The sequence below is a fragment of the Arthrobacter agilis genome (genome assembly GCF_006494655.1).
Taxonomy (GTDB): Bacteria; Actinomycetota; Actinomycetes; order Actinomycetales; family Micrococcaceae; genus Arthrobacter_D; species Arthrobacter_D agilis.
This window is the reverse complement of the sequence record NZ_VHIM01000003.1, coordinates 242848-269325: the sequence shown is the minus strand read 5'-3', so window position 1 is coordinate 269325 and position 26478 is coordinate 242848. Positions and strand designations below refer to the sequence as shown.

General features: G+C 68.3%; 27 protein-coding genes. 5 read left to right on the top strand and 22 right to left on the bottom strand.

Translation table 11 applies throughout. The features are described from left to right. Window positions 1-9: 9 nt before the first annotated feature. From FJV46_RS06075 to FJV46_RS06005, 15 genes are all read right to left on the bottom strand, one after another. The gene (locus FJV46_RS06075) at window positions 10-1014 is read right to left on the bottom strand and encodes a phosphodiester glycosidase family protein (RefSeq protein WP_087028943.1); all 1005 of its coding nucleotides are present in this window, start codon (window positions 1012-1014) and stop codon (window positions 10-12) included. Between the two features lie 137 nt (window positions 1015-1151). After that, entirely contained in the window at window positions 1152-2690 is a 1539-nt protein-coding gene (locus FJV46_RS15685; RefSeq protein WP_087028945.1) for a CotH kinase family protein, read from the bottom strand. Between the two features lie 136 nt (window positions 2691-2826). After that, on the bottom strand, window positions 2827-4359 hold the full coding sequence (locus tag FJV46_RS06065; protein ID WP_232008532.1) for a HAMP domain-containing sensor histidine kinase: 1533 nt from the start codon (window positions 4357-4359) through the stop codon (window positions 2827-2829). Next, on the bottom strand, window positions 4356-5102 hold the full coding sequence (locus FJV46_RS06060; RefSeq protein ID WP_087028947.1) for a response regulator transcription factor: 747 nt from the start codon (window positions 5100-5102) through the stop codon (window positions 4356-4358). Before FJV46_RS06060 ends, FJV46_RS06065 begins: the two co-directional genes overlap by 4 nt. Before the next feature lie 170 nt (window positions 5103-5272). Next, entirely contained in the window at window positions 5273-5485 is a 213-nt protein-coding gene (locus FJV46_RS06055; protein ID WP_087028949.1) for a hypothetical protein, read from the bottom strand. A 49-nt stretch (window positions 5486-5534) separates the two neighbouring features. Beyond that, window positions 5535-6569 (bottom strand): glycoside hydrolase family protein, encoded by a 1035-nt coding sequence (locus tag FJV46_RS06050; protein ID WP_126130660.1) that lies wholly within the window; start codon window positions 6567-6569, stop codon window positions 5535-5537. Window positions 6570-6637: 68 nt separating this feature from the next. Further along, window positions 6638-6997, bottom strand: a complete 360-nt coding sequence (locus tag FJV46_RS06045) for a GNAT family N-acetyltransferase (protein WP_204840866.1) — start codon at window positions 6995-6997, stop codon at window positions 6638-6640. 156 nt (window positions 6998-7153) lie between these two features. Beyond that, window positions 7154-8488, bottom strand: a complete 1335-nt coding sequence (locus tag FJV46_RS06040) for a multidrug effflux MFS transporter (RefSeq protein WP_158250148.1) — start codon at window positions 8486-8488, stop codon at window positions 7154-7156. A gap of 94 nt (window positions 8489-8582) precedes the next feature. Beyond that, window positions 8583-10139, bottom strand: coding sequence for a 5-oxoprolinase subunit B/C family protein (locus FJV46_RS06035; protein WP_087028957.1), 1557 nt, complete (start codon window positions 10137-10139; stop codon window positions 8583-8585). Window positions 10140-10272: 133 nt separating this feature from the next. Further along, entirely contained in the window at window positions 10273-11028 is a 756-nt protein-coding gene (locus FJV46_RS06030; RefSeq protein ID WP_087028959.1) for a LamB/YcsF family protein, read from the bottom strand. Window positions 11029-11140: 112 nt separating this feature from the next. Continuing rightward, the gene (locus tag FJV46_RS06025) at window positions 11141-12928 is read right to left on the bottom strand and encodes a hypothetical protein (RefSeq protein WP_087028962.1); all 1788 of its coding nucleotides are present in this window, start codon (window positions 12926-12928) and stop codon (window positions 11141-11143) included. A 231-nt stretch (window positions 12929-13159) separates the two neighbouring features. Next, window positions 13160-13432, bottom strand: coding sequence for a CDGSH iron-sulfur domain-containing protein (locus tag FJV46_RS06020; RefSeq protein ID WP_306298281.1), 273 nt, complete (start codon window positions 13430-13432; stop codon window positions 13160-13162). Beyond that, on the bottom strand, window positions 13429-14463 hold the full coding sequence (locus tag FJV46_RS06015) for an iron-containing redox enzyme family protein (RefSeq protein WP_087028964.1): 1035 nt from the start codon (window positions 14461-14463) through the stop codon (window positions 13429-13431). Before FJV46_RS06015 ends, FJV46_RS06020 begins: the two co-directional genes overlap by 4 nt. A gap of 278 nt (window positions 14464-14741) precedes the next feature. Next, a complete protein-coding gene (locus FJV46_RS06010; protein WP_087028966.1) occupies window positions 14742-15212 on the bottom strand; it encodes a DUF4383 domain-containing protein in 471 nt (156 codons plus the stop codon). A 48-nt stretch (window positions 15213-15260) separates the two neighbouring features. Beyond that, entirely contained in the window at window positions 15261-16142 is an 882-nt protein-coding gene (locus FJV46_RS06005; protein ID WP_087028968.1) for a manganese catalase, read from the bottom strand. A 282-nt stretch (window positions 16143-16424) separates the two neighbouring features. On the opposite strand from FJV46_RS06005, the gene FJV46_RS06000 reads away from it, so the two are divergent. From FJV46_RS06000 to FJV46_RS05990, 3 genes are read left to right on the top strand one after another with little or no spacing between them, the layout of a single operon-like run. Beyond that, the gene (locus tag FJV46_RS06000) at window positions 16425-17312 is read left to right on the top strand and encodes a hypothetical protein (protein WP_104150525.1); all 888 of its coding nucleotides are present in this window, start codon (window positions 16425-16427) and stop codon (window positions 17310-17312) included. Further along, a complete protein-coding gene (locus FJV46_RS05995; RefSeq protein WP_087028971.1) occupies window positions 17312-17764 on the top strand; it encodes a phage holin family protein in 453 nt (150 codons plus the stop codon). Before FJV46_RS06000 ends, FJV46_RS05995 begins: the two co-directional genes overlap by 1 nt. Beyond that, entirely contained in the window at window positions 17761-18477 is a 717-nt protein-coding gene (locus FJV46_RS05990) for a DUF3618 domain-containing protein (protein WP_087028973.1), read from the top strand. Before FJV46_RS05995 ends, FJV46_RS05990 begins: the two co-directional genes overlap by 4 nt. Before the next feature lie 27 nt (window positions 18478-18504). Here the strand turns inward: FJV46_RS05990 and FJV46_RS05985 are convergent, their stop codons facing one another. Further along, a complete protein-coding gene (locus FJV46_RS05985) occupies window positions 18505-19197 on the bottom strand; it encodes a cysteine hydrolase family protein (RefSeq protein ID WP_087029387.1) in 693 nt (230 codons plus the stop codon). A gap of 410 nt (window positions 19198-19607) precedes the next feature. On the opposite strand from FJV46_RS05985, the gene FJV46_RS05980 reads away from it, so the two are divergent. Continuing rightward, the gene (locus FJV46_RS05980; RefSeq protein ID WP_087028975.1) at window positions 19608-20513 is read left to right on the top strand and encodes a DUF2382 domain-containing protein; all 906 of its coding nucleotides are present in this window, start codon (window positions 19608-19610) and stop codon (window positions 20511-20513) included. A 227-nt stretch (window positions 20514-20740) separates the two neighbouring features. Next, complete coding sequence (locus FJV46_RS05975; RefSeq protein WP_158250149.1) at window positions 20741-21163, top strand: MarR family winged helix-turn-helix transcriptional regulator; 423 nt, start codon at window positions 20741-20743, stop codon at window positions 21161-21163. Here the strand turns inward: FJV46_RS05975 and dnaB are convergent. The 6 genes from dnaB to FJV46_RS05945 all read right to left on the bottom strand — a co-directional run bounded on the left by dnaB (window position 21160) and on the right by FJV46_RS05945 (window position 26456). Then, on the bottom strand, window positions 21160-22536 hold the full coding sequence (gene dnaB / locus FJV46_RS05970; protein WP_087028979.1) for a replicative DNA helicase: 1377 nt from the start codon (window positions 22534-22536) through the stop codon (window positions 21160-21162). The genes FJV46_RS05975 and dnaB overlap by 4 nt on opposite strands. Before the next feature lie 695 nt (window positions 22537-23231). Then, window positions 23232-23681, bottom strand: a complete 450-nt coding sequence (rplI, locus tag FJV46_RS05965) for a 50S ribosomal protein L9 (RefSeq protein ID WP_043442543.1) — start codon at window positions 23679-23681, stop codon at window positions 23232-23234. Between the two features lie 15 nt (window positions 23682-23696). Next, entirely contained in the window at window positions 23697-23936 is a 240-nt protein-coding gene (gene rpsR, locus FJV46_RS05960; RefSeq protein WP_005273147.1) for a 30S ribosomal protein S18, read from the bottom strand. A gap of 123 nt (window positions 23937-24059) precedes the next feature. Continuing rightward, window positions 24060-24641, bottom strand: coding sequence for a single-stranded DNA-binding protein (locus FJV46_RS05955; protein ID WP_087028981.1), 582 nt, complete (start codon window positions 24639-24641; stop codon window positions 24060-24062). 60 nt (window positions 24642-24701) lie between these two features. Next, entirely contained in the window at window positions 24702-25007 is a 306-nt protein-coding gene (gene rpsF, locus FJV46_RS05950; RefSeq protein ID WP_087028983.1) for a 30S ribosomal protein S6, read from the bottom strand. A 168-nt stretch (window positions 25008-25175) separates the two neighbouring features. Next, complete coding sequence (locus tag FJV46_RS05945) at window positions 25176-26456, bottom strand: M18 family aminopeptidase (RefSeq protein WP_087028985.1); 1281 nt, start codon at window positions 26454-26456, stop codon at window positions 25176-25178. Window positions 26457-26478 lie beyond the last annotated feature (22 nt).

The following is a 26478-nucleotide window of genomic DNA, read 5'->3' as shown; positions in this document are numbered from 1 at the left end:
GGCACGGCCCTACTGTCCGATGTAAAGGATGTCGGACGTCGCGCGTTCCTCACCCCGGCCGAGTGGATTGTTGACCAGCTCGCCATCGAAGTACATGGTCGAGGAGCCGCCGCCGTCGATGTTGTAGGCGGTCGTGGCACCCAGGCCCTGCAGGATCCCCGCGAGCTCTGTCATGGTGACGCCGTCGCTATAGCCGTCGGACCGCCCGTCGACGACGACGAACACCAGGTGGTTCTCGTCGATGACACCGATGGCGGTGCGCGGTTGCTCGCCCTGGATGGAGTGGTTGCCGAAATTCGTGTCGACCTCGATGTCCTCGATGCCCTCGGCGATCTCACTGGCGTCCAGCAAGGACGGCCCGAAGGAGAGTGTGTTCCAGACGCCGTCCGCCACCAGCTGGTCCGCCGTCGTGGCCGTCTCGTCGTACACCTCGACCGTGCCGTCGGTGTAGAAGGCCAGACCCTCCCGCGCGCCGTCGTCGCGGTACACGACGCCGTTGCGGATCACGATCCCGGTGTCCCGGAAGCCGTAGTAGTCACCGTTGATGGCGAAGATCGCGTCGTTGTCCTCTGCGATCGCCGAGGTGGTGTCGGTGATGTTCTCCCCGAAGCTGTCCTCGGCGAAGGCCGAACGGAGCGTCGTCGCATCGGTGAGGTCGACGTCGGCCACGTAGTATGTGACCGTCTCGTCACCGGACCCCGTGACGACGGTGGAGATGTCGATGCTGCTGTCCGCCGACGCGTAGGACGTGTCGGTAAGGACGTCCGCGGAGGTCGTGCCGGACGCCGCATCGGAGCCGGACGTCGTGCCGGACGAGGAGCCGGACGGTGTCCCGGTGGCGGTCGTCTGCTCCGCCTCGTACGCGGAGACATTCGAGATCTCGACCTTCTCGACGACGAACCTGTCGAGAGCCCAGGCTGTCGTACCGCCTGCGGCGAGGGTCACGGCGAGGGACGACGCGATGATGGTTCTGCGGAGACGGCCCGGCGTCCGGGTCTTCGAGGAAGTAGGCATACTCCAGTTCTATGGAGCCGCCCTATGGCTGGCGTGTGCCGTTCTTATGGCGAAGCTGTGAGCATCGGGCATTCGCCTCGGGACGAGAAGGGCACCGGGGAGCCGGCGTGAGCGGTTCCCGGGTGCCCCTGGATAGGTCAGCCGGCCTGGTCTGCCAGGGCGTCCGTCCGTTCCTCGACGAACGCCGACAGCGTGTCGACCTGCTGGTCGATCTCCTCCTGGGTCAGTGCGTCACTGGTCGGGATGGATGCTGCGATGTCCTCTAGCAGACCGGACGCCGTACCGTCTCCGTACATCTGCCCGTAGAGATCGGCATACGCGGAGTCGTACGCCTCCGCGAAGGCGTCGGATGCCAGGAACCGCTCCTTGAGCAGGTTGCCTCCCATCCTTCCCGTGCCCCCCATTCCGCCACCAGCTCCGCCGGAGTCCGGAGCTGTCTGGTCCTGGGCTGTGCCGGGATCGATCAGGCCACCACCGGGCGGCGAGGAGCCGTCCTGCTCCGCGACCGCGGTGTCCGCGGAGGGCGGCTGGGTCCCGGCGCCGTTCCCGGACGGTCCCGCGCCGGGGCGCCCGCCCGGGCCCATGCCGCCCCCTCCGTAGCCGTTCATACCGCCGCCCATACCGCCAGGACCACCCTGTCCTCCCATGCCACCGATACTCGGTTGCTCATCGGCGGACAGCGTCGCGTCGCCCGTCATGGCCCCGTTGAGATCCCAGGAGATGACGGAGATCTTCCCGGTATCGAGGTCGTACCGCAGGTAGTAGTTGTGGCCCGGCCCTGCCATGTCATCGCCGTTGACCAACAGGTTCATGGTCGCCGCGTACCGCGCGAAGGACTCGACGTCGACCCGGCCGGCGAGACCGGCGTCGAATTCCTCGTCGCTTGCTCCTTCCATCCACTCGAGGAAATCGACAATGGGCTGGAAGTCCGCTTCATCCTCCGCATTGAGTTGCTTGAACTGGTCTTCGTAGGTGGCGAGGTCATCCCCCTGATAGGTGAAGCTCGAGTCCGCGTCGGCCTTGAACAGGACTCCGGACGTGTCGAACAGGGCATCGGCATAGTCCTCGTCGGGATTCTCGATCACGAGCCGGGTCTCGGTCGCACTCCCGTTCACCGAGTAGGTGGTGTAGGCGTAGCGCTGGCTCGCCTGCCCCGACGCGGCGGTGAGGGCCAGTGCGAGCGCCTCGTTGACGACGGGGCTGCCCGGCCGGATGGCCAGCTGGGTGAGGCCGTCGAAGTCCTGGCCGTCCACGTACTTGTCGAAGTCGACCAGCAGGGGCAGGGTCTGGGGGTCGTCCGCTGACACATCGGCAGAGGTGCCGCCGGCACCACCCGCTCCCCCGGTGCCCTGGAGCGCCCGGAGGGTCGAGTTCCCCTTGAGCCTCACCCCCACGTCCTCGAACACGGCTCCGTCGATCGTGATGGTCGCATGAATCCACTCCTTGGACTCATCCACACCGTAGGCGTCGATCATGGCGTCGTAGTCTGCTTCGTCCCACTCGACACTGACGGTGTGGGGGCTGTCGGTGAAGAAGCTGGAACCTGTTGTGAGGACCGTGATCGCGCCGGTCTGGCCGGTACGTGCTGCGATGTCGGCGGTGCCGATCGAACTGCATCCGGCGAGCGCGAGTACTGCGACGACGGCTGTGGAAAGGCTGAGCGGTGGGCGGGGCATGGCTTCCTCCGAGTAGGGCTATCGGTCTGCTCCAATGCTCGTGACGTTTGCTGTGCCGCTGCTGTGCCTGCCCCCTGTCGGGAATGTGCAGGTGCTCGCCACTCATGCCGGCAGTTGCGGATCTGCGACGACGGCGTCAGGACGCTCCCTGTGTCAGCGCCGATGCCAGGGGGAGCTGCACCCGGAACTGTGTTCGCCCCGGCTCACTGGTGACCCTGATGTCACCGCCGTTGGCCTGGACGAGTGCGTGGACGATGGCGAGGCCGAGCCCTGTGCTCCCCTCCGTCGCGGTCCTCGCGGAATCTCCACGGCTGAAGCGCGTGAAGATCGTGTCGAGGAATGCGGGGTCGATCCCGGGGCCGCTGTCCGTGACGGTGAGGATGGCCGTGCCGCCGTCGGGGCCCGGTGCAACGGTGAGCGCCGTGCTGACGGACGTTCCCGGCGGTGTGTGCTTGTAGGCGTTCGAGAGCAGGTTGATGAGGATCTGGCGGATCTCGGTACCCACGGCCCGGATCTCGACGGGGTCCTCGGGCAGGTCCAAACCCCAGGAGTAGCCGGGCGCCGCGACGCGGGCATCGCTGGTGGTCTCGATGACGAGTTCCGTGAGGTCGACGTCGGCCACTTCACCACGCTGCCCCTCGTCGAGGCGCGCGAGCAGCAGGAGATCCTCGACGAGGCTGGACATGCGTCTGGACTCGCTGTCCACGCGCTCCAGCGCAGACCGCCCGGACGGGCTGACCGACTCGCTCATCAGGACGAGTTCCGTGTAGCCGCGGATCGAGGTCAGGGGCGTGCGGAGCTCGTGGCTTGCATCGGCGACGAACTGGCGGACCTTCATCTCGCTCGCGTGCCGCTCCCGTAGGGCGCTGGTGACGTGGTCGATCATCTCGTTGAGCGCGAGCCCCACCGTCCCCACCTCCGTCCCGGGCTGGGCGGCAGCGGGCGGCACCCGCACGGGGATCGCCACCTCGCCGGAGGACAGCGGCAGCCGGGAGACGGAGGTCGCGACGGCGCTGAGTTCCTCGAGTGGACGCAGGGACCGCCTGATGATGGCTGTTCCGGCGAGCCCTGTCAGGACCAGTCCGGCGAGCGACAGCCCGGCCACTGTGATGTCGAGGGACACGAGCGTACTGTCGCGCTCCGTGGTGGAGAGACCCGTGACCAGGACGGTCCCGTCGGTGGTGAGCTCGGTAGGGAGCTCCGCGGCGTCCACCCGGTAGTCCCCCGTGCTCAGGGTGACTTCCTCGGGCCCCGCAGAGGGGTCGATACCGGCCAGGGTGTCGAGGTCGGCCTGCACGAGCGAGGCAGTGGTGCCGTCGTCCAGAACGAGCCCGGAGTTCTGCGCCTCGCCGTCCGCGAACACGGCGTTCAGGGTGCCTGGCCGCTGGCCGGCTGCGTCACCCGGGTCGATATCATCCGGTCCGATACCGCGGAAGGGACGCGCATCGTCACCGGGGGGACGTCCACCCGGGAATCCTGCGCGAGTGGCCGCCTGTTTCAGGGCCTCGTCGAGTTGCCCGGTCAGGTAGGTGCTCATCGCGAGGTGGCTGAAGACGCCGATGGCGATGCAGATCGCGGTGAGCAACGCGAGGGTCGTCAGGATCAGCGTGGTGCGGAGGTGCAGCGGGCGCCGCCCGCCCGGGCCGGCAGGAACGGGCGGGTGGCTCACGGGAGCGCGGGCTTGATCACGTAGCCGGCGCCGCGCACGGTGTGGATCATGGCGGGGCGGCCGACGTCGATCTTCTTGCGCAGATAGGAGATGTACAGCTCGACGATGTTCGCCTGCCCGCCGAAGTCGTAGTTCCACACGTCGTCGAGGATCTGCGACTTGCTGACCACGCGCCGCGGATTCTCCATGAGATAGCGCAGCAGGTCCCACTGGGTGGACGTGAGGGCGATGTCCTCGCCTCTCCGGGTCACCTCCCGGGTGTCGACGTTCATCACGAGGTCCCCGACCACCAGTTCGGCGGAGTCCGACGCCGCGACGCCGGAGCGCTGCACCAGCCGGTGCAGGCGGAGCATGAGCTCCTCCATGCTGAAGGGCTTGGTCACGTAGTCGTCACCGCCGGCAGAGAGCCCGGCGATGCGGTCCTGGACGGCGTCCTTCGCGGTGAGGAACAGTGCCGGGACGTTGGGGGCGAACGAGCGGATCTTCGTCAGCGCCTCGATACCATCGACCCCCGGCATCATGACGTCGAGCACCAGGACGTCCGGGCGGAAGTCGCGCGCCGCGGCCACGGCGGTGGCGCCGTCGTTCGCCGTCGTCACGCTCCAGCCCGCCATGCGCAGTCCCATGCTGACAAGTTCCGCGAGGCTGGTCTCGTCGTCGACGACGAGCGCACGGATCGGGCTGCCGTCCGGGTGGGCGAGGCGCGGCAGGTTGTCGGTCATGGAATGGGAGGCGTCGGCCATGGTGGGTTCCTCGAGGTTGGTCCCGGAGTCGGCTCGGGTGCCGGGTGGTGAGTGGAGCGATGCGGTCAAGTATTTCGCACAGGATGCAGAGATCCGGGGAACGGGATTGGGGCGGGAGGCTCGGCGCCTCGCGGTGTCAGTGGCCCTGCCGCACCCTGCACGGCCGGATTTCAGAGGTCCTGCCGTCGGGCGATGTCCTCATCCGCGGCAGGGGCGGTCCCGAGGACGACGGCGTCGAGGGTGGGCGAGGCCGCAACCGCGCCGGCGTCGGCGGGCGCGAACGCCGTGGTGCCGATGACCGCCGCCAGTGCCATCGCTCCCACCGCGGCCCTGAATCCTTTCCGTCCGGCGATGAGAGCGGGTGTGGGTCGGTAGGTGATCATGGTTTCCTCCTGATGGGCCGGCGTTGTCCCTCCACGATGCAGCCCCCACCTACGCTCCTGCTTTCCCGAAGCTGTGCGGCTGCTGTGCAGCGGATTCCCAGCAGGGCATCAGGTGACCGGCGGGCGACACGGTGAACCACGCCGCGCGGATGTGGCTTCGCCGGTGGTCGGTCCCGCTGGTCATGTCGGCCAGCTCGGAGCCCGACCAGGCGGGGTGCGTGAAGTAGACGACGGCCGCGGCTGCTCCCTGCACCACGACGTCGGCGTGCCGGGCGACCACCGGCCGGCCCTCGAACTCCTCCGGCCCGGTGAGGATCAGCCCGTTGTCGCGATGCTGTCGTTCCCACCCTCCCGCGCCATCCGCGGAACGGTACACGGCCAGTCCGCGCCATTCGTCCGTGATCAGCCAGAACCAGCCACCCAGGGTGAAGACCTTCGGTCCCTCGTGCGGGCGTCCGTCGATGGCGACGCCTTCGACCTGCCAGGAACGTGGATCGGAGGGCGTGGCGGTGACGGCCGAGAAGGTCCGTGACCCGCGCTGCTCGTCCTTGTACCAGAGCCGGTACAGGCCATCCCCGCAGAGAGTGACCGCGGCGTCGATGACGCGGTCCGAGCGCAGATCCACGTACGCCTGGAAGGTCCAGCGCTTCAGGTCGCTGCTGGTGTACTGCGCAATCACGGCATTCCCCGACCAGTCCGACCGCTTACCGCCGAGGAGCGTCAGGAACATCACCCAGTGCTCACCGATCCGGACGACGTCGGGAGCCCACTTCGTCACGGGGTGGTCAAGCCCTGGTGTCGGCACGTCGTCGAGCACGCCCTCGTACGCCCACGTCTCCCCGCCGTCGTAGGAGCGGGCACAGCCGATCTCGGACTCGTGGACCCATTCCACACCGCCGAGGCCCGCAAGCGCCGCACGGCGCTGGGTGTAGAACAGGAGCCAGGAACGGGTGGTGGGATCGGCTACGAGGACCGGGTCCGTCGCGCCGTCAAACAGGGGGTCGCGGTACGGGGTCAGCAGAAGCCGGTCGGACAGCACAGGAACGGTTCCTGGCAGGTAAGCCTCGGTCGGTGGAGGCTGCATTCAGGGCACCTCACAGGCGGCGGGTCGTCGCCCGGACCAGCGATCACCGAGGCCGGCGCGGGAGTGCCTCAGAGCCGGAGGGCGGCGAGTTCCGCCAGGGCGCCGTCGGGCCCCACCGCCGCAATGCCGTGGGCCCGTGCCCACGCCGTCAGTTCCTCCGTGATGGCCCTCGACACACCTGACCACCGCGCGTAGGGCAGCACGTAGATGTAGTCCACGTCCGCCCTCGACGCGCCGACCAGCCGGAGCCCTCCGCAGCCCACGGGCTGGCCCGTGGCCAGCTCGTAGGCGATGAGGAACACCGCCACACGCGTGCCGTCGTCGTCCGCCGCGGGCGGGGCGGACGGCACCCGGCCGCGACAGGACTCCGCATGCAGCGCCTCGCGCAGCCCGATACCCACCGGATTGGTCCATGGGACCTGTCTCACCCTCAGCGTCTGCACGGCGGCCTCCTCGGCGTTCCTGTCGTGACTTCACGGTAGGCAGCAGTGGTTTCGGGGGCGTTTCCACCGGCGAAATTCCGTGTGCACTCCTCCGCACCGCCCTGAGGCCCCGTGCATGGGCTCCCTGGCCCGGTCGACGGATCATGCCCGTCGCGCGGGCTCGCGGCGGGCCGTCACGGTGTCCCGGCTCTCCGCCTCCTCGCGAGCGGACTCGGGCGTCTTCGATGTCCCGGCTGCTTTCCGGGCCCCGTCGACCAGCAGGGCTGCCGCGACCAGGACGCATCCGGCCATCACGACGGCGGTGGGCAGCGCGGACGAGAGACCGAACGCCCCGGAGACGGGTGCGATCAGCGCCGCGCCGGCCATGTTCGAGGCTCCGAGCAACGAGGCGGCCGTCCCGGCGCGCAGCCCATGGTGCTCCAGGGCGGTCGCCTGGATCGCCGGGCTGACCAGGCCGAAGGAGAGGGTGAAGGCCATGATCGGACCCGTCAGTCCCCACAGTCCGAGACCGGGCGCAAGACCGACACTCGAGACCAGCAGCCCGATGGCAACCACCAGCGCAACGGCCCCGACCCGGATGACCAGCACGGGTGAGGAGCGCTGGGCAATCACACCGCCGAGCTGCGCCCCCACCACCATCAGGGCGCCCTGCGCGCCGAAGACCAGTGCGTACTCCGTGGCGCTCAGGGCGAACAGATCCTGGAGCAGGAAGGCACTGCCCGCCATGTAGGACATCATCGCGGCGAACAGGAACCCGCCGGCCAGGGCCAGCGACCGGAACTGGCCGTCGCGCACCAGGCTGCTGTAGTCGTCCCGTGGACGTACGCTCGTGCGAAGCCGCCGCCGCTCGACGGTGTGGGTCTCGTTCCGCAGCAGGATCCCTCCTGCGACGCACAGCAGCACCACGCCGTACCCGAGGAGAACCCAGAACAGGCCCCGCCACCCCACGACCTGCAGCAGCTGGGCGCCGAGGGCGGGGGACAGCACCACGAAGACACCGGAGGCGATGGACAGCCGCGCGAGGAACACCATCAGGCGCCGCCCGGTGTAGAGGTCCCTCACGATGGCGATCGCGAGGACGGCGCAGGCAGCCGAGCCCATGCCCTGCAGCGCGCGCCCGGCGATGAGCCCCTCGATGCTCGTCGCAAGAGCGCAGGACGCCGTCGCTGCGCAGTAGACCAGGATCATCGCCACGAGCGGTCGGGCCCGCCCGACGGCATCCGATACCGGCCCGGACCCCAGCTGTCCGATCCCCATGCCGATGAATGCGGCCGTCAGGGTGAGCTGGACCCCGGCCTCGTTCGTCCCCAGATCGCTCCGGATGGCGGTGAACGCCGGAAGATACAGGTCCATCGTCAGCGGCCAGATGACCTGCAGCATGACGAGTGCGCAGACTAGGACCACGATGTTCGGGTGCGGCCGCGCTCCCCTGCCGCCGTCGTCCTGCCCCCGAGGATCCCTGTACAGCTCTGACACCCGACCTCCTGCTGGATAGCGCTTTCCAACAGTCTGCCTCATCCGGGCCGAGGCAAGAAGTCCCGCCTCCGGTCCGCGCGTCGGGCAGGCGCCGTCAGGAGTCGGCGGCCCGGAACCGCATCACGGACCCGGGCGCCAGCTGCGCTGCCCTGTCGAGATCCGCGGAGACGACGACAGCGATCACCGGGTACCCGCCGGTCACCGGATGATCGGCGAGGAAGAGGACGGGCCGTCCGGACGGCGGCACCTGCAGGGCGCCTCGCATCGTACCTTCGCTCAGCAGCTCCCCTTCCCTGGTCCTCAGGAGAGCCGGACCGTCGAGGCGCAGGCCGATGCGGTCCGACTGCGCCGTGACCGTCCAGTCCGCAGCCAGGAGGCGCTCGAGACTCTCGGCGCCGAACCAGTCGTCCCGCGGACCGGGGATCACGCGCAGGATCTCCGGCGATGCCAGCGGGCGGGGCAGTTCGGGGACGCCGACCGCCGACGCCGCACCCTGGGCCGCCACGACGAGCCGGCTACCGGCCACAAGCGGGGCGGGTCCGAGTCCCGACATGGTATCGGTGGAGCGGCTGCCGAGGGTCTGCTCCTCGGCGAAGCCGCCGCGGACGGCCGTGTAGGTCCGCAGACCCGACGCCGGCGCGGACTGCCGCAGCACTTCGGCGCCGCGCAGGAGGAAAGGGGCACACAGGAGGGCCGCTCGCTCACGACCGTCCGGCGCGGTGATCACGAGTCCGACATCGGCGCCCGTCACGGCCACCACGTGGTCCTCCCCGGCCTCCAGCACCAGACCGCCGTTGAGGCTCTCGATAACCGCTGCTCCCGCAGGATTCCCGACGAGCCGATTGGCCTGCCGTGCGGCGGACCGGTCCAGCGCGCCGGCTTCCGCGACACCGAGGGACATGTGTCCGGGCCGGCCGAGGTCCTGGAGGGTGCTGGACAGGCCGGGGTGGACGACGGCGAGGCCTTCCCCACGCGCGGCTCGGGTAGCATCGGGCGTTCCCGTCGGCGTCGGGCCGGAAGCGTCGGCCCGGACCAGGACCCGGTCACGCACCGCGACGAACCGGACGCGATTTCCGGGCCGGATGAGCGCCGGAGCCTCTCGGTGCGTGTCCCACAGGACGGCGTCGGTGTGGCCGATCAGTTGCCACCCGCCCGGAGACACCCGCGGATAGACAGCCGAGAAAGTACCGGCGAGCGCCACGGACCCTGCCGGGACAGCTGTGCGGGGCGTCTCCCGCCGGGGTACCTCGAGGCGTGGATCGCCTCCGGTGAGGTAGGCGAACCCGGGGGCGAACCCGCCGAAGGACGCGATCCAGGGCCGGGACGTGTGGGCGGAGACCACGGCCTCCTCGCTGAGGCCCGACCGTCGCGCCACCTCCGCAAGGTCCTCGCCGTCGTACTGCACCTCGAGGGTGACGAGCGCGTCCTCCTGTTCCACCGGCACCGTGGGATCGAGGGACAGCAGTCGGTTCCTCAGCGCCCGGAGGTTCGATGCGGCCTGCACCGTCACGAGGACCGTTCGGGCCGCCGCGACCACGTCCACCTGGCCGTCGGCCGGATCCGCGTGCAGCTGGGCCTGGACACTGAGCACCTCAAGGAGGCCGGGCAGCTCGACGAGCAGACCGCGGTCCCCCACGGGCCGGAGCGTCATCCCGACGGCATCCGTTTCGCAGGCAGCCGTTGCGGCACTGCCCGGTCCGTGGGGGACCGGGCCGTCGCGGCCCGGTCCAGTACTGTCCGGTCCGTCACTGCCCCTTTGGTCACTGCCCGATGCGTCGGGCACCTCAGGCGAAGGCACCGACGTCCACCCCTGCCGCGGTGAGGGCCCGGCGGACGGCGGCGGCCATCGCCACGGCACCGGGCGTGTCCCCGTGCACGCAGATGCTCTCGGCACCGATCCGGACCCGCGTACCGTCGGCCGCGAGCACCTCTCCATCCGTCGCGATGCGCAGTACCTGCGCGACGACCTCGGCTTCGCTGCGCAGCACGGCGCCGGGTTCCCGACGGGAGACCAGGCCGCCGTCGGAGGTGTAGGCGCGGTCCGCGAAGGCCTCCGCCACCGTCCGCAGCCCGGCCGATCGCGCCTCGGCCTCGATGACGGTGTTCGGCAGCACGAGCAGCGGCAGGTTCTCGTCGACCTCGCGAACCGCCCGCACCACGGCACGTGCCTGCTGCTCGTGCACCGCGATGGTGTTGTAGAGGGCACCGTGCGGCTTCACGTACCGGACCGTCGTCCCGGCTGCCCGGGCCAGCGCCTGCAGGGCACCGATCTGGTAGACCACGTCATTGGTCAGGTCCGTCGGTTCGACGTCGATGAAGCGGCGGCCGAACCCTGCGAGGTCCCGGTAGGCGGGATGCGCACCGACCGACACCCCGGCCGCTGCGGCCGCGCCGCACGTGACCCTGATACCCGTGGGATCGCCCGCGTGGAAGCCGCAGGCCACGTTGACGCTCGAGACGGACTCGATGATGCGCGCGTCGTCGCCGAACGTCCAGGTGCCGAAGGACTCCCCGACGTCGCTGTTCAGATCCAGTCCCACGGTGTCCTCTCGATGGTCTTCCGGATGCCGCTCCCCGACGCCCGGCCGGCGACCGGAGTACGGCGACCGGAGTACGGCGACCGGAGTGCCCAGGAGTCGCCGCTGCCGTCCCTTACTGGTAGGTCACCAGCCAGGGTTTCGGGTCGACGAGCGCGTAGGTCTCCTCGGGCCCGAGCATGGGCTGGTCCTCATCGTAGAAGTTCTTCCACGACGGCCACACGCCCGCCGGCATGGAACCCTGCAGCGCTGCCCAGGTGTCGAGCTTCTGTCCAGGGGTGCCGTGGCCGTCGGCGTGGAGCGTGACGGCGAGCTCGCTGCGCGAGGTGTCGAGCGCCGCGCGGTCGCCGATCATGTCCAGCCGGAACTGGTGCACCATGAACAGCTTCTGCGGCAGGTTCCGGTCCCGGGTGAGGTCCGCGAGCCAGGCCGAGGACGCGTTGATCTCCGCGGCGTCGACGGTCCCGATCTGCTGGAGTGGTAGCTGGCCCGGCATGAGCCTCCACTCCGGATCGAGCGCCAGTCCTACGGATGGGCGTGCCAGCAACTCCTCGTAGCGGCGCACCTGGGAAAGGAAGTCCGTGCGACCCGATTGGAAGTCGAGCACCACGTACACGCCCGCCTTCTCCGCGGCATCCACCCAGGGCTCCAGGACCTCCACCGGGGTCTCACTCGAGTAGTCGCCGTCCGGCCCCGGATCAGCGCTGGCCACGGTGGCGATGAGGTCCAGGGCCGGAACCACCGGCTCGTCACTGAAGGGCTGGTATTCCGCCGCCAGGTCCTTCACCCGCGCCATGGTCGCGTCGACGTCCTGCTCTCCCAGTGCACCCAGGTAGGGGCCGCTGGGGTGCCCGTAGAGCGCCACCATCCTCCTCCCCGGGAACACCGTCTGGCCTCCGCCGGGAAGTTCGACGCCGGTCGCCGCCACCGCGGCGTGGGCCGCGAAGTCCTCGGTGCTGCCGAAGTCCGCACCGATCCCGTAGACGGGCGCGCCGACGTTCCGGTGCACGGCGGACACCGCAGCCGCGGTCGCCCGCGGATCCCCGGTGGGCAGCACCTCCACCTGTGCTCCTGCCGCCCGCGCCGTGGCGATGGAGGTGGGTGACGACGCCGCTGTTGCCAGGACCAGTGCGGCTGCGCTCCCCTCGGGCGCGGTGAACGCGGGCAGCTCGTCGAGGGTCGCCAGCGACGCCAGGTCGTGGGGGCCCTCGGCCGCTTCGTCCGTGCCGCCGTCCGTGGCCGCTCCCGTCCCGGCGTCGGCTTCCGTGGTCGGGCCTGTCGCCGGGTCCGTCCCGCCGGACTGGGCCGACGGGGCAGCCGACGGGGCTACCGAGGCGGCGTCGTCCTCCGACGCCTCCGACGGCCCGCCGCCGGACCCGGCGATCGCCACGACAGCCAGGTCGTCGGCGGTCAGGGCGCTCACAGCGGTGACCAGATCCGCGGCCGGCACGACCTGCTCCCTGACGGTGAGACCCAAATCCGCCGAGAACGCCTCCGGGGACAGCGGTCCTGCGAGGAGGTCGCGCGTGGCGGTGATCCCCGTCCAGTCCGCAGCCGCGTCGCCGTAGCCGAGCACGGTGTCCGCTCCGAGCCGGTGCAGTTCGTCCAGAACCGGAGCGAGGCCCGCGGGGCCCGGCTCGAGGACGAGAAGGGGGACGTGAAGGCCGACGGCTGCCGCGGCGGCTCGACCGAGCTCCGCGTTCACCGCAGGTTCGTTCGGGTACCCCGCGAGGACCACGGCGACGGGACTCCGCTCGAAGAGGGCGTGACTCAACTCGACGGCCTCCCGGGCGGGCGGGCCGGCGACGACGCTGCGGTCTCCTCCAGCACCGGTTGCGAGGACCACCGCATCCGTCGGCCGCTCCCCGGCCGTCTGCTCCCCCGTGGAAGGCGCGTCGGGCACGGACTCCTCCGACGAGGTACAACCGCTGAGGACCAGGAGCGTCCCCAGCGCCAGGGCCGCGCGACGGTGAGCGTATCGGGTTCGGGTACGGATGAGAATCGCCTGCTTTCATGTGGAACGTCCGCGTCCGAGCCTAGCGACTTCCACCACCTGCTCGCGGCGTGCCGATCCTTTGCCCGGCTGCAGCGCGACCGGCAGCTCACCGACGGACCGCCGCTCCGAGCCGGCGGACTAGCGCCCGGAGCGGAACCCGGTGAACTTGTGGGAGCCGTCGCAGTAGGGCTTCAGGGCGGAGGCGCCACAGCGGCAGAGCGCCACGGTCCGCCGGCTGCGGGGCAACTCCTCACCGTCCGCCCCGACGAGCTCGAAGTCCCCACGGATCAGCAGGGGCCCATCAGGACAGGCGACGACGGACACCGGCGCGGCGTCGCCGGAATTCAGCGGACGCTCGGGCACGCTCCCCTCGCGGGAGCCGGCCGGGCCCGGTGCGGCGTCCGCGCTCACGACGCCATCGCTTCCGACGTGCGGAGGGAGGACCGTCCGCTCTCCCACGACCCCATGATGTGGGACGTCATGAGCGTATCGATGGCGAGCCCGGCAGCAGCTCCGAACAGGACGTCCTGGAGGAGACGGGGGTCCTCCTCGACCAGGCCTCCAGCCATGTCCCGTCCTGCGATCTGCTCGTGGACGGCATCCGCCTCGACGTGCTCGTCGAAGTACTCCAGGGCCTCCTCGCCGTACCCGTGGCGCTTGAAGCCGCGCGAGTACAGGCGGTTGGGCTGGGACGACGTCATCTCATAGGCCGCCAGATGACCCACGATCGCACCCCGCAGCCGCCGGTTGAGGCCGAAGAGGGACATGAGGTTGTTGGAGGCCAGCGTGATGGCCGGCGTGGCGTCGAGATACGCGCCGTAAGTGTGGTCCATGCCGAGGGACCTCATGGTCCGGGCGAAGAGGGCCGAGTGCATGCGCGCCGGCAGGCCGTTCCCGTACTCGTCCACCTGGATCTCGACGAGCGCGGCCTTGGAGCGCCCGGTCAGCCGCGGAATCGCGAAGGTGTGCGGGTCCGCTTCCTTCAGCTGGTAGACGGACTTGTGGACCAGGAACTCGTGCAACTGCTCGTCGGAGGCCGCTGTGGCGACGAAGCGGGACATGCTCGGTCCCGTGTCCTCACCTGCCATGCGGAACAGCTCCGCGCACACTGCCTCGCTCGTCGTCCCGGGCAGGGCTCCCAGCACCACTTCGCCACGAACCCGCTGCTCGAACACGGCCTCGATCTGCTGCCGGACCCGCAGGAGCTCGGGGTTCCACTCCCAGTCGTCGCCGGCCTCGTCGATCCCGCTGTAATGCAACTCGTACAGGCTGAAGAGTGCGAGCTGGAGGTCGTCGTCGTACAGGATGTCCGGAGTCTCGGACAGTGCCTCTGCGACGAGCGTGGCGAGCCGGGCGAGCGCCTCCTGGCCGTCGTCGACTGTTCCGGCGACGGTGGTCAGCACGAGGGCGCTGATCTCTCCGCGCGGGGAGGGCTGCTTCATCAAGGACCTCTTCTGTCGAACGGGTGCCCTGGCGGGCGGGGCGGTGATAGTAAGCGTACTTCGCTTCCCGCCCGATGAGCGGACCGTCATTCAGCCCCCGCGGCCACCGGCCGTCTCTGCCTCGGCGAACCGGGTGCGCGAATCGGCCCGGACACGACGACGCCGGGTCGGCCGGCCCCCATGGAAGCCCTGCCGACCCAGCGTCGTCGTCCTTCACCGCGGGCGCTGGCCGCTGCCGACCTCGTCGGTCACGGTGCACCCCCAATCACGTGGACGGCCTAGGCGCTGCGGGGGGTGTTACGCGCGTTGCGGGCGTCACGGCTCAGGATCAGCGCGAGCGCGATCATGCCCACGGCGAGGAAGAAGTGGAGCCAGTTGTCCGCGCCGTTGAGCGGCACGAAGTTGGCCCCGGACTCCTGCCCGATGATCAGGCCGTAGATCCACAGGATCGCGTAGATGATGCCGCCGCCGAGGAGGTAGGAGCGCGCCCCGGAGATGGTGCCCGCCATCGCGAGCCCGGCGATACCGAACAGCAGGTGGACGATGTTGTGCAGGATCGAGACCTGGAAGACCCCGAGCAGCAGCGCCTCCGATTCGTGGCCGGCGAACTGCATCGTGTCGTAGTTCGAGGTGATGCCCGGGATGAAGCCCAGGATACCGGCGAGCAGGAAGACAACGCCTACCACCTGCGCTGCACGCTGGACGGCTGTCCGTCCCCTGTCGACGGTCCGATTGTTCGTGTTTGCCATGAGATTCTCCTTCTGGTCGTAGAACTGGGGCGGGTAAGGGCCCAGCGTCTATTCGCGGTTCAGCTTGTCCTGAACGGTGCCCGCCATCTTCTCGACGGTGTTCGGGATTTCCGTGGTGCCGTAGAAACGGGCATCCGGGTGGGTGGCAGGAGGGAGGGGGGCGGACGTCGTCGTGCCCTCGTGATAGGTGAACTCACCCTTGCCGTCCGGCGTGGGGCCCGAGGCCCAGCTTCCCTCCGAGGCGGCCTTCCCGTCGGAGAAGTTGAGGTACTGATAGGAGACCTCCGTGGCCTCCTTCTTCTGCGGGAAGTTACTGGGCACCGGGAATTGCTCCAACTTCTCCTCCTGCAGCTCACGGGCGGCCGCCATCCACTGGTTCTGGTGCATGGTGTCGCGGGCCAGCAGGAAGGAGAGCAGGTCCCGGACGCCGTGGTCGTCCGTCATGTGATAGAGGCGCGCCACCTGCAGGCGGCCCTGCATCTCGGCGTTGGCATTGGCCGTGAAGTCGGCCAACAGGTTTCCGCTGGCCGTGACGTAGCTGCCCTGCCAGGGGTTGCCCATGCTGTCGACCGGGCGTGCCCCGGCCCCGGCCACGATGGCGTGCTGCAGATCGGTACCGCCGATCACGGCGGCGATCGCGGGATCCGACTGGACGGCGTCGTCGGTGATGCCGAGGGGCGCCTTCTCGAGGAGCTGCGCGATCATGGTGGCGAGCATCTCGACGTGGCCCATCTCCTCGGCAGCGATTCCGAAGAGCAGGTCGCGATACTTCCCGGGGATGTGGGCGTTCCAGGCCTGGAAGCTGTACTGCATCGCGACGGTGATCTCACCGTACTGCCCGCCGAGCACTTCCTGGAGCTTGCGGGCGTAGACGGCGTCGGGCTTACCCGGACTGGCCTTGTACTGAAGTTCCTGCTTGTGGAAAAACACGAGTGGTTTCCTCCCCACGTCGGGGCCCTCCGGGGTGGTTCCGCTTCTTCTGGAAGCGGCCGTGGAAAGCCCTCTTGCTTCCGACGCTAGAGGTGACCGGGGGAATTCCGGAAGATACTAAGCGTACTTATTTAGAGGTTGCAGGATCCATGAAAAGGGCTTGCAATGAGGAATGTAAGCATGCTTAGCTTCAGGCATACCTTCAGAACGAGATGCCGGTACGACGCATCGGAATCTCGATGGAGTGTCCGCCACACGGCAGAAACAACGTTAGGAGTCACCATGACTACGCAGAACTGGCCGAAGGATCCCCTGGTGCCGTCCACCACGGGCAACGAGGGTTCCTCAGCGGACCTCGCCCCGCACGAGCTCGGTACGACGCAATTTTCGGGCGGCACCGCCGGAACCGACGATTCGAAGAGCTCGGCCGCCAAGGACAAGGCAAAGCAGGTGGGTCAGGACGGCAAGCAGGCAGCCGCGAACGTCGCCGACACCGCCTCGTCGGAGGCGAAGAACGTCGCCGGAACTGCCGCATCCGAAGCGAAGAGTGTTGCCGCAGAGGCCGGCGCGCAGGCGAAGGATCTCTTCGGCACTGTCTCCGCCGAGGTCAAGAGCCAGGCAGGCAGCCAGCAGGAGAAGATCACCGAGGGCATCCGCGGGATCTCCGACGAGCTCAAGTCGATGGCGGAGAAGTCCGACAACCAGATGGTGGCCGGATTCGTCCGGCAGGCCTCGCAGCGCACGGACTCCGCCGCCAGCTGGCTCGAGGACCGCGACGCCGCCGGCATCCTGGAGGACGTCAAGTCCTTCGCGCGCCGCAAGCCGGGAGCCTTCCTGGCCATCGCAGCAGGTTCCGGTCTCGTCGTAGGGCGCCTGACCCGGGGGCTCACCGGTAACCACGACTCGTCGTCGAACGCGAACCGCTCGCAGAACTACGCTCCCACGGGAACCACCACGGGCACCGCCGGTTCCGGCTATGCCGGCTACTCGGAAGCCGATTCCGACCTCTACAGCGGGACCCCCGCGACAGCAGGGTTCGGTGAGACCGGTGGAGGCCAGCACGTCGCCGATTCGAATCCCGCGTTCGTCGATCCCACGGACGACTACCCCACCATCCCGCCGGGCACGCCGCCCGTCACGACCCGCCCGAACGACGGGGGTCTGCGCTGATGAGCGAGGCATACACGAGCGGCGCCCACCAGGCTGCCGCGCCACTGCCGACGGAGGCCGAGCAGCGCTCGGCCAACGCATCGGTCGGCGAGCTCCTCGGGGAGGTGACCAAGGACCTCTCGAAGCTCATGCGCCAGGAAGTGGCCCTGGCGAAAGCCGAGGCCACGGAGTCGGCGAAGAATGCCGGGAAGGGTGCCGGCATGTTCGCCGGAGCCGCTGTCGGAGGCCACTTCGTCCTCCTGTTCCTCTCCATCGCCCTCATGTGGGGACTGGGCGCCCTGATGCCCCTCGGCTGGGCCGCCCTCATCGTGGCAGTCCTCTGGGGCATCATCGCCGCCGTCCTCGCCCTGATGGGGAAGAAGGAAATGAAGCAGGTCAAGGGTCTTCCGCAGACTGCGGAGACCGTCAAAGAGATCCCGCCGACACTGAAACCAGGTGAGCACACCGCATGAGCCAGACACCAGATGAGATCCGCGCCGATATCGAGCGCACCCGCCAGGAGCTCGGCACCGATGTAGACGCCGTCGCCGACAAGGTGAACCCGGCGAACATCGCGCACCGCCAGACCGAGAAGGTGAAGCACAGCTTCAGCAATGTGAAGGAGACCGTCATGGGCAAGGCCGAGGACGTCAAGGATTCCGTACTCGGCAAGGCCGACGACGTGAAGGGTACGGTCGCCGACAAGGCCGGGCACGCGAAGAACAAGGCAGGCAGCGGCCTGGGCAGCGCCCAGTCGACCGGCGGCTCCGCCAAGGACAAGCTGCACAGTGCCGGGCAGGCAGCGCATGACGCCCCGGGCCAGCTGGGCACCAAGGCCGCAGGCAACCCGCTCGCAGCCGGCCTGATCGCCTTCGGCGCGGGCCTTCTCGTGGCCAGCCTCATACCGGCCAGCCAGAAGGAGCAGGAGGCGGCCTCGCACCTCAAGGAGCAGGCCGCTCCCCTGAAGGAGAAGGTCACCGACGCAGCCAAGCAGGTTGCGAACGAGGTCAAGGAGCCGGCTCAGGAGGCCGTTCAGTCCGTCAAGGACTCCGCGACCGACTCGGTGCAGACGGTGAAGGACGAGGGCCAGAACGCCGTCGGCGAAGTCAAGGGCGAGAGCCGGCAGGCCGCCGGCGACGTCAAGGGAAGCGCCCAGGACGCGAAGTCCAGCGTCCAGCAGAGCTGAGACCCCGTCGCGGAGGAGGCCACCGGTTCACCCGGTGGCCTCTTCGTGCTCGGCGCTGAGCAGACCTCGACCGAGCCTGGCCACGGCGTCCGCCAGGTCGACGATCGGCTGCCGGTACTCCGCGGAGAGGATCTCCAGCATCGCCTCGGCATACTTCTTGTTCGTGTGCCCGATCGCATCGCTCACATAGCTGACCCTGAAATCGTGCGCGAACGCGTCCGCCCCCGTGTGTGCCACGCAGTTGTGCGCCGAGACGCCGGCCAGCATCAGTTCGTCCACACCCAGCGCCCGCAAGCGCTCGGCCAGATCCGTCCCGAAGAACGCGCTGTCCCGGGTCTTGGTCACGATGACGAACAGGTGTACCTGCAGGCCCCTCACCATCTCGGCCTGATGCGACCCACGAAAGATGAAACCCTGGTCGTCGTCGAGCATGGAGGTGGTCCAGGTCGACCTGTCGGGTAGGTGTTCCGTCCGTGCGACCAGTACGGGAGCGCCACTACGGACGGCTGCTTCGATCAGTGTGTTGCACGCCGCCACGAGCGCGTCCCTGGACGCAGCCAGGGTCTCGTGTTCGAAGAAGGCGTTCTGCATGTCGATGATCAGGAGTGCGGTCCTGTGGTCGCCGGCTCCAACCGCAGGCAAGCCGGTGGCTGCGTGGTCGGTCCCGCCGGGGGTGCTCCCGGCACGACTACTCGTCGATGCGTTGCTCGGTGATGACATGTGATGCCCCTTCACGGGCTCGTGTCGCACACTCCCTTCCGTGCGCGGACCATCCTGCTCCCAGGACGCGAGCATCGACCCGCACCCTTGGTGCCGCTGCAGGTTCGGCCCCGCGGAATGACGCGCGCCCGGATGAACCCCGAGCGCTGCAGGCAGGCATGCCCGCTCACAGAGAGAGTGCCGTGGCGGACCGTTTGCTGGACCCGGTCCCATCCTAGGATCGCGGACCCTCAGGGCGACAGTCGCCCGCGAAGGAAAGCCCCGAGAGCCAACATTTCCCCCGAAACGCTAAGTAGGCTTCCCATCAGGTACTAAGTGTGCTTACTCTAGAGGCCGGTGGTTAGCCGCGGACTCCGGTCCCGGCGAAACCGGAATCCCGAACCAGTGAGAATACTCAGAAGGAGAAGGACATGATCACTCAGGACAACATCGATACCCTGCTCGGCAACGGCGGCAACGTCCTCGGATCCGACGGCGAGAAGATCGGCTCGATCGGCCAGGTCTACCTCGATGACCAGACCGGCGAGCCCAGCTGGGTCACCGCGAAGACAGGACTGTTCGGTACGTCGGAGTCCTTCGTCCCGCTCCAGGGCGCTGACGTCGAGGGCCATGATGTCCGCGTGCCCTACACGAAGCACCAGGTGAAGGACGCACCCCGCGTCGAGTCGGACGGCAACCTCAGCCCCGAGGAAGAGGATCGCCTCTACCGCCACTACGAGATCGGCGGCGGCACCGGCGGCTATGACGACACCACCACGGGCATGACCGGCACGAATGACACCACGGGCCGCAACAACCGCGACGTCGACCTCGACGCCACATCGGGCCGCTCCGCCGGCCTCACGGACACCACCACGCGCTCGGACGCAGACGCCTCCAACCAGCACGGCACCGTGGGCCACGACACGTCCGGTCCCACGACCGACGACGCCATGACCCGCTCGGAGGAGCAGCTGCACGTGGGCACGGAGCGTACGGAAGCAGGCCGCGCACGCCTCCGCAAGTATGTCGTCACGGAGAACGTCACCGAGACCGTCCCGGTCAGCCGCGAGGAGGTCCGGGTCGAGCGCGAACCGATCACGGATGCCAATCGCGGAGACGCCTTCGACGGTCCGGCCATCAGCGAGGAAGAGCACGAGGTGACACTCCACGCCGAGCGTCCCGTCGTCGACAAGGAGACCGTGCCTGTCGAGCGTGTCCGTATGGACAAGGAGACCGTCACCAGCAACGAGACGGTCAGCGGGGAAGTCCGCAAGGAAGAGATCGAGGTCGAGGGAGCCGATGGCACCCGCCGCGACAACGACCGCGGCCTCTAGGGGATTCTGCGACACCGAAGGGCCCGGAGTACGCTCCGGGCCCTTCGTCGTCTCCACTCACGGGCAGCCCGAGCGCCATGGTCTTCCGGCGTCGGATTGCACAGGATTCATGCCCGGCGTGCACTTTTTATGATAAGCCTGCTGTCTATTTCGGGCCAAGTTGTCTAGAGTGAAGAGCAGGATGCACTGCACCAATCGCGTAGGACCAAGGGGAAGGACACACCATCGTGCCGGAGTTGAACGATTGGTCGACCAGCCGCCTGTTGACGACCGCCGCCAGGATCGTCGAGCACTCATGGAATGAGAAGCTCCTCGGGATCGGGATCACCCACGCGGGCCTGACGACGCTGGGGGTCCTCGAACGCGAAGGCACACTCACCGGTGTACGCCTCGCCCAGCTGGTCCATGTGCAGGCGCAGACCGTGGGCCGCACTCTCGACCGCCTCGAAAAGCGCGGGCTCGTCACGCGGCTGAGGAACACCGCTGACCGCCGCAGCCAGCGCATCACCATCACCTCCGCCGGCCAGAAAGCCCTGGAGCGCGCAAAGAACATCGAGCACGAGCTCATGGCCGAGGACGGCTTGGCCTCGGAGGACCTCCGCGCCCGCCTGCAGACCGTCATCAACGAGCTCGGCCCCAAGAGGGGCTAGTAGCCGCCGCCGTCCGCGGCCATGTTGTTGAACCGCGAGTAGTGGCCCTGGAAGCCGACGACCAGCGTCTTGGTCGGGCCGTTACGGTGCTTGGCCACGATCACGTCGGCCTCACCCGCCCGAGCTGACTCCTTGTCGTAGACGTCGTCGCGGTGCAGCAGGATCACCATGTCGGCGTCCTGCTCGATCGATCCCGACTCGCGGAGATCGGATACCTGCGGCCGCTTGTCGGTGCGCTGCTCCGACCCACGGTTGAGCTGGGAGAGAGCGACGACCGGCACGTTGAGTTCCTTGGCCAGCAGCTTCAGCGCACGCGAGAATTCCGAGACCTCCTGCTGCCGGGACTCCACCCGCTTCCCGGAGGACATCAGCTGGAGGTAGTCGAGCACCACGAGCTTCAGATCGTGGCGCTGCTTGAGCCGTCGGCACTTCGCCCGGATCTCCATGAGAGACATGTTCGGGCTGTCGTCGATGAAGAGCGGGGCATCGTTCATACGACCCATGGTCGTGGCGATCTTCCCCCACTGTTCATCCTTGATGGTGCCCTTGCGGAGATCCTGCAGACCGATCGTCGCCTCCGCGGACAACAGGCGCATGGCGATCTCGTTGCGGCCCATCTCGAGGGAGAAGAAGACCGTGGTCATGTTGTGCTTGATGGCCGCCGAGCGGGCCCAGTCCAGGGCGAATGTGGACTTTCCCATGGCAGGCCGTGCTGCCACGACGATCATCTGGCCGCCGTGGAGTCCCTGGGTCAGCTCGTCCAGCTCGTAGAAACCCGTGGGAACACCGGTCATCCCCTCACCGCGGTGGCCGGCCGACTCGATCTCGTCAACGGTGCCCTCGATGATGTCCTTGAGCGCCACATAGTCCTCGGCCGTCCGGCGCTCCGCCACGGCGTACACCTCGGCCTGAGCAGCGTTGACGAGGTCGTCGACCTCGCCGTCGTTCGAGTATCCGAGCTGCACGATCTTCGTCCCGGCATCGACGAGCCTCCGGAGCACGGCGCGCTCACGCACGATCTCGGCGTAGAAACCGGCATTGGCAGCCGTGGGCACGGACTGGATCAGCGTGTGGAGATAGGCCGGACCGCCGATCCTGGAGATCTCCCCGCGCTTGGTCAGCTCGTCCGAGACGGTCACGGCGTCAGCGGGCTCTCCGCGCCCGTAGAGATCGATGATCGCCTCATAGATGCTCTCGTGGACGGGCCGGTAGAAATCGAGCCCCCGGAGGACCTCGACGCAATCCGCGATGGCATCCTTCGAGAGCATCATGCCCCCCAGCACGGATTGCTCTGCGACGAGATCCTGCGGCGGGGTCCGGGAGAATTCGGGGGTGCGGGTGTCCGATGACGAGTCCGCGTGTGCCAGGGACACTGAAGGGCCTTTCTCCTACTGTCGAAGCGGCCGCCGTCGGGACGTCAGCCGGACACCCCGGGCCGGGTTCGACAGGTCAGTCCTATCACCCGACACCCTCACTATCGGGAATCTTCCGCAACGCTAGCGGTCTGCGGCGGAGCCACCAAGCGCTCCACCAACAGGGGGTGTGGGTAAGTGTGAATAAGCTGTGGATTACGCGGCGTGTCTTGTGCACAGGATGGGGAGAACTCTGTGGACAACAAAGTTCTTTCGCTCACCACCCCGCTCTGACCTGCGGAAACGTCATCGACAGCCTGTGCACGAAAAGAATTGTGCGACGATTCTCATCCACAGGTGTGCTGTTGACAACATCGCTGATCCTGTTCACTAGGTTGCCTAGGAGAAGGCTCTGCGGCCCGCCACGCCCCGGGAAGGGACCGCCGCGGGCGGGCACGCCCCGCACCAGTGCGTATGCCGCCAGGCGTACCTGACAGCACGGTCCGGGCACCCGTCCAGCACCGCTCCGGCATGGACGGGCGCGGCGCATGCTCACGACCGTATACGGAGGTGTGGCGTCCTCCGGACCCTGCGCGGACCGCGCTCCGGGACCCGCACACCTCCCCGTGGGACAACGACCTCACGACAGAAGGCCCCCGCCGTGGCGGAGGCCTTCTGTGGTGATGCGGTGATGCAGTGGTGCGTCCTGCCTGGTGTCAGCTTGCGACGACGTCCAGGTCGATGACTGCGGCTACGTCTTCGTGGAGACGGACGTTGGCCTGGTAGGAACCCACCGACTTGATGTGGGCCGGCAGTTCCACCTTGCGCTTGTCGATCTTGCCGAGGCCTGCGGCCTCGACTGCCTTGGCGACGTCGTCTGCCTTGACCGTGCCGAACAGGCGGCCGGAGCCGCCCGCCTTGACGGTCAATGTGACGGGCTTCGCCGACAGTGCGGCGGCCTGGCGCTGGGCGTCCTCGAGCGATGCGTGCTCGCGGGCGGAGCGGGCAGCCTTGATCGACTCGACCTGCTTCTCGCCACCCTTGCTCCACATCAGGGCGAACCCGCGGGGCAGAAGATAGTTACGTGCGTAACCGTTCTTCACCTCGACGACATCGCCTGCGGCACCGAGTCCGGTGACTTCCTGGGTCAGAATGAGCTTCGACATGGTGTGTCCCTTTCCCTAGCCGCGGCCGGCGCCGGAGTACGGCAGGAGGGCGACTTCGCGGGCGTTCTTGATTGCCTGGGCGATCTTGCGCTGCTCCTGCACGGTCACGCCGGTGACGCGACGGGCGCGGATCTTTCCGCGATCGGAAATGAACTTACGCAGCAGGGCTACGTCCTTGTAGTCGATGACGGTGACGTCAGCGGCCTTCAAGGGGTTGGACTTTGGTTTGGGCTTACGGAGTTCAGCCTTAGCCATCGTGGTGCTCCTTTTTCTGGTGGAGCCCGCAGAACGATTCTGCGGGATGGGAAGTGCAGGTCACAGGGTGTGACCGCGGCAGGGGGTCCGGGACCGGAATCCCTGCCTGGGTACGGGGCGTACTTAGAAGGGAGGCTCGGAGTCGGGGCCGTTGCCCCAGCCCTGCGAGTTTCCACCCGCAGGTGCGCCCCACGGATCGTCCGCGGGCTGCTGCGCCTGCTGGCCGCCGCCCCATCCCGATCCCGAGTTCGAGCCACCGGAGTTGCCTCCGAAGCCACCCGAGTTCGAGCCGGAGTTACCGCCGAAGCCGCCGCCGGAGCCGCCGTTCCCGCCGCCGGAGCGCTGGGTACGGGTGACCTTCGCGGACGCATAGCGCAGGGATGGACCGATCTCGTCCACCTCCAGCTCCATGACGGTGCGCTTCTCGCCTTCTTTGGTGTCGTACGACCGTGACTTGAGTCGGCCCTGGGCAACCACGCGGGTTCCCTTGGTCAGGGTCTCGGCAACGTTCTCCGCAGCCTCACGCCACACCGACGCGCGAAGGAACAGCGTTTCGCCGTCCTTCCAGTCGTTGGTCTGGCGGTCGAACGTACGGGGAGTGGACGCGATGGTGAAGTTGGCGACCGCCGATCCCGACGGCGTGAACCGCAATTCGGGATCATTGGTGAGGTTGCCGACCACCGTGATGACTGTTTCGCCTGCCATGGTGCCTCCTTGAGTCACTACCCGCCGGAGCGGGATGGGTGGGTGAGCTGTCCGCCGGAACTACTCGGCGGTGACCTTCTGCTCCTCGGGACGGATGATCTTGGTACGCATGATCGTCTCGTTGAGGCTCAGCTGGCGGTCGAGCTCGGCTGCCACGGCCGGGGTCGCGGTGAAGTTGACGACGGCGTAGATGCCCTCGGTCTTCTTCTGGATCTCGTAGGCGAGGCGCCGACGTCCCCAGATATCCACCTTGTCCACGGTGCCGCCGCCGTTGCGGACGACATTCAGGAACTTCTCGAGTGTTGGGTCGATGGAGCGTTCCTCGACGTCGGGGTCGATGATTACCATCAATTCATATGCACGCATGTGTGAACCCACCTCCTCTGGGCTGAACGGTCGCGGTCTTTCCGCAACAGGAGGTTCTTTAGCGTTTGTTCTGGCCGCCGTCAGCGACAGGTACCGCCGACCGGCTGGGGCACAGACGTACCAATGTTACCGGACCACGCGGCCGGAACGAACTCCTGTGGAGGGAGCTCAGCGATCACCGCGGAAGAACGCCGTCGTCACGGCCGCCAGGTGGCCCGGGTCCTCCACTCCGCAGAGCTCGCGCGCCGAGTGCATCGACAGCAGCGGTGTCCCGACATCGACCGTCCTGATCCCCAGCCGGGTCGCTGTCAGCGGACCGATCGTGGATCCGCACGGCATCACATTGTTGGAGACGAACTCCTGGTACGGCACTCCGGCGGCGGAGCACAGCGCTGCCCAGTAGGCAGCTCCCGGTGCGTCCGTCGTATACCGCTGGTTCGCATTGATCTTCAGCAGCGGTCCGCCGTTGAGGACGGGCAGGTTCGCGGGATCGTGCCGCTCGGCGTAGTTCGGGTGCACCGCGTGGCCCGCATCGGCCGAGACGCAGAACGACGACGCCAGGGCCCGCAGCCGCTCCTCCGTCCCGGCGCCGAGGCCCAGGGAGATCCGCAGCAGCATGTCCTCGAGGAAGGGGCCGCTGGCACCGGAGCGGGACCCGCTGCCGACCTCCTCGTGATCGAAGGCGGCGAGGACCGCGATCGGCCCGTCGGCTCCGCCGTCGGCAGCGTCGATGATGGCGGCGAGACCGGCATGGACGGAGGACAGGTTGTCGAGCCGGCCCGACGCGAAGAACTCGCCGTGTGATCCGAAGACCCGGGGCTTCTGCGTGTCCGCGACGACGACGTCGAACCCGCCGATCCCGCGAGGATCCACATCCGCGTGGGTCGCGAGGAGGCCGAGGAGGTCGGCAGCTGCCGGATCGCCGAGCCCCCACACCGGGTTCATGTGGCGTTGCTTGTCGAGCGCCAGGCCGTCGTTGACCGCACGGTCCAGGTGGACGGCGAGTTGCGGGAAGCGGAGCAGCGGTCCGGTGGCCACGAGGTGCTCGGTGCCGTCGAGCAGGGTCAGGCGGCCCGCGAGCGCCAGCTCCCGATCGAGCCACGAGTTGAGCAGCGGCCCCCCGTACACCTCGACGCCGGCCTGCAGCCACCCGAGCTTCCCGGTGGTCGGCCGTGGCTTCAGTTTGAAGGAGGGTGAGTCGGTGTGGGCGCCGAGGATGTGGAAGGCCGTCGCCGGGCCCGCCGACGTCGGGACCGTCCAGGCGATGAGCGCGCCGTCGCGGAGGACGAAGAAGCGTCCGGCACCTCCCTCCCACGCGTCCTGCTCCTCGAGCCGCCGGAAGCCGGCCGCGGCGAGGCGTCGCCCGGCCTCGGCGACGGCGTGGAAGCTCGACGGCGACGCGGAGACGTAGGCGCCGAGGTCCTGGATGTGTGCGGGTGCAGTGCTCATCCCCCGATTCAATCAGATGGAC

Bases quoted from the DNA above. Each gene is read 5' to 3' on its own strand.
- FJV46_RS06075 (WP_087028943.1), bottom strand. From the start codon at position 1,014: ATGCCTACTTCCTCGAAGACCCGGACGCCGGGCCGTCTCCGCAGAACC.
- FJV46_RS15685 (WP_087028945.1), bottom strand. From the start codon at position 2,690: ATGCCCCGCCCACCGCTCAGCCTTTCCACAGCCGTCGTCGCAGTACTC.
- FJV46_RS06060 (WP_087028947.1), bottom strand. From the start codon at position 5,102: ATGGCCGACGCCTCCCATTCCATGACCGACAACCTGCCGCGCCTCGCC.
- FJV46_RS06055 (WP_087028949.1), bottom strand. From the start codon at position 5,485: ATGATCACCTACCGACCCACACCCGCTCTCATCGCCGGACGGAAAGGA.
- FJV46_RS06050 (WP_126130660.1), bottom strand. From the start codon at position 6,569: ATGCAGCCTCCACCGACCGAGGCTTACCTGCCAGGAACCGTTCCTGTG.
- FJV46_RS06035 (WP_087028957.1), bottom strand. From the start codon at position 10,139: ATGACGCTCCGGCCCGTGGGGGACCGCGGTCTGCTCGTCGAGCTGCCC.
- FJV46_RS06015 (WP_087028964.1), bottom strand. From the start codon at position 14,463: ATGAAGCAGCCCTCCCCGCGCGGAGAGATCAGCGCCCTCGTGCTGACC.
- FJV46_RS06010 (WP_087028966.1), bottom strand. From the start codon at position 15,212: ATGGCAAACACGAACAATCGGACCGTCGACAGGGGACGGACAGCCGTC.
- FJV46_RS06000 (WP_104150525.1), top strand. From the start codon at position 16,425: ATGACTACGCAGAACTGGCCGAAGGATCCCCTGGTGCCGTCCACCACG.
- FJV46_RS05995 (WP_087028971.1), top strand. From the start codon at position 17,312: ATGAGCGAGGCATACACGAGCGGCGCCCACCAGGCTGCCGCGCCACTG.
- FJV46_RS05990 (WP_087028973.1), top strand. From the start codon at position 17,761: ATGAGCCAGACACCAGATGAGATCCGCGCCGATATCGAGCGCACCCGC.
- FJV46_RS05985 (WP_087029387.1), bottom strand. From the start codon at position 19,197: ATGTCATCACCGAGCAACGCATCGACGAGTAGTCGTGCCGGGAGCACC.
- FJV46_RS05980 (WP_087028975.1), top strand. From the start codon at position 19,608: ATGATCACTCAGGACAACATCGATACCCTGCTCGGCAACGGCGGCAAC.
- rplI (WP_043442543.1), bottom strand. From the start codon at position 23,681: ATGTCGAAGCTCATTCTGACCCAGGAAGTCACCGGACTCGGTGCCGCA.
- rpsR (WP_005273147.1), bottom strand. From the start codon at position 23,936: ATGGCTAAGGCTGAACTCCGTAAGCCCAAACCAAAGTCCAACCCCTTG.
- FJV46_RS05955 (WP_087028981.1), bottom strand. From the start codon at position 24,641: ATGGCAGGCGAAACAGTCATCACGGTGGTCGGCAACCTCACCAATGAT.
- rpsF (WP_087028983.1), bottom strand. From the start codon at position 25,007: ATGCGTGCATATGAATTGATGGTAATCATCGACCCCGACGTCGAGGAA.
- FJV46_RS05945 (WP_087028985.1), bottom strand. From the start codon at position 26,456: ATGAGCACTGCACCCGCACACATCCAGGACCTCGGCGCCTACGTCTCC.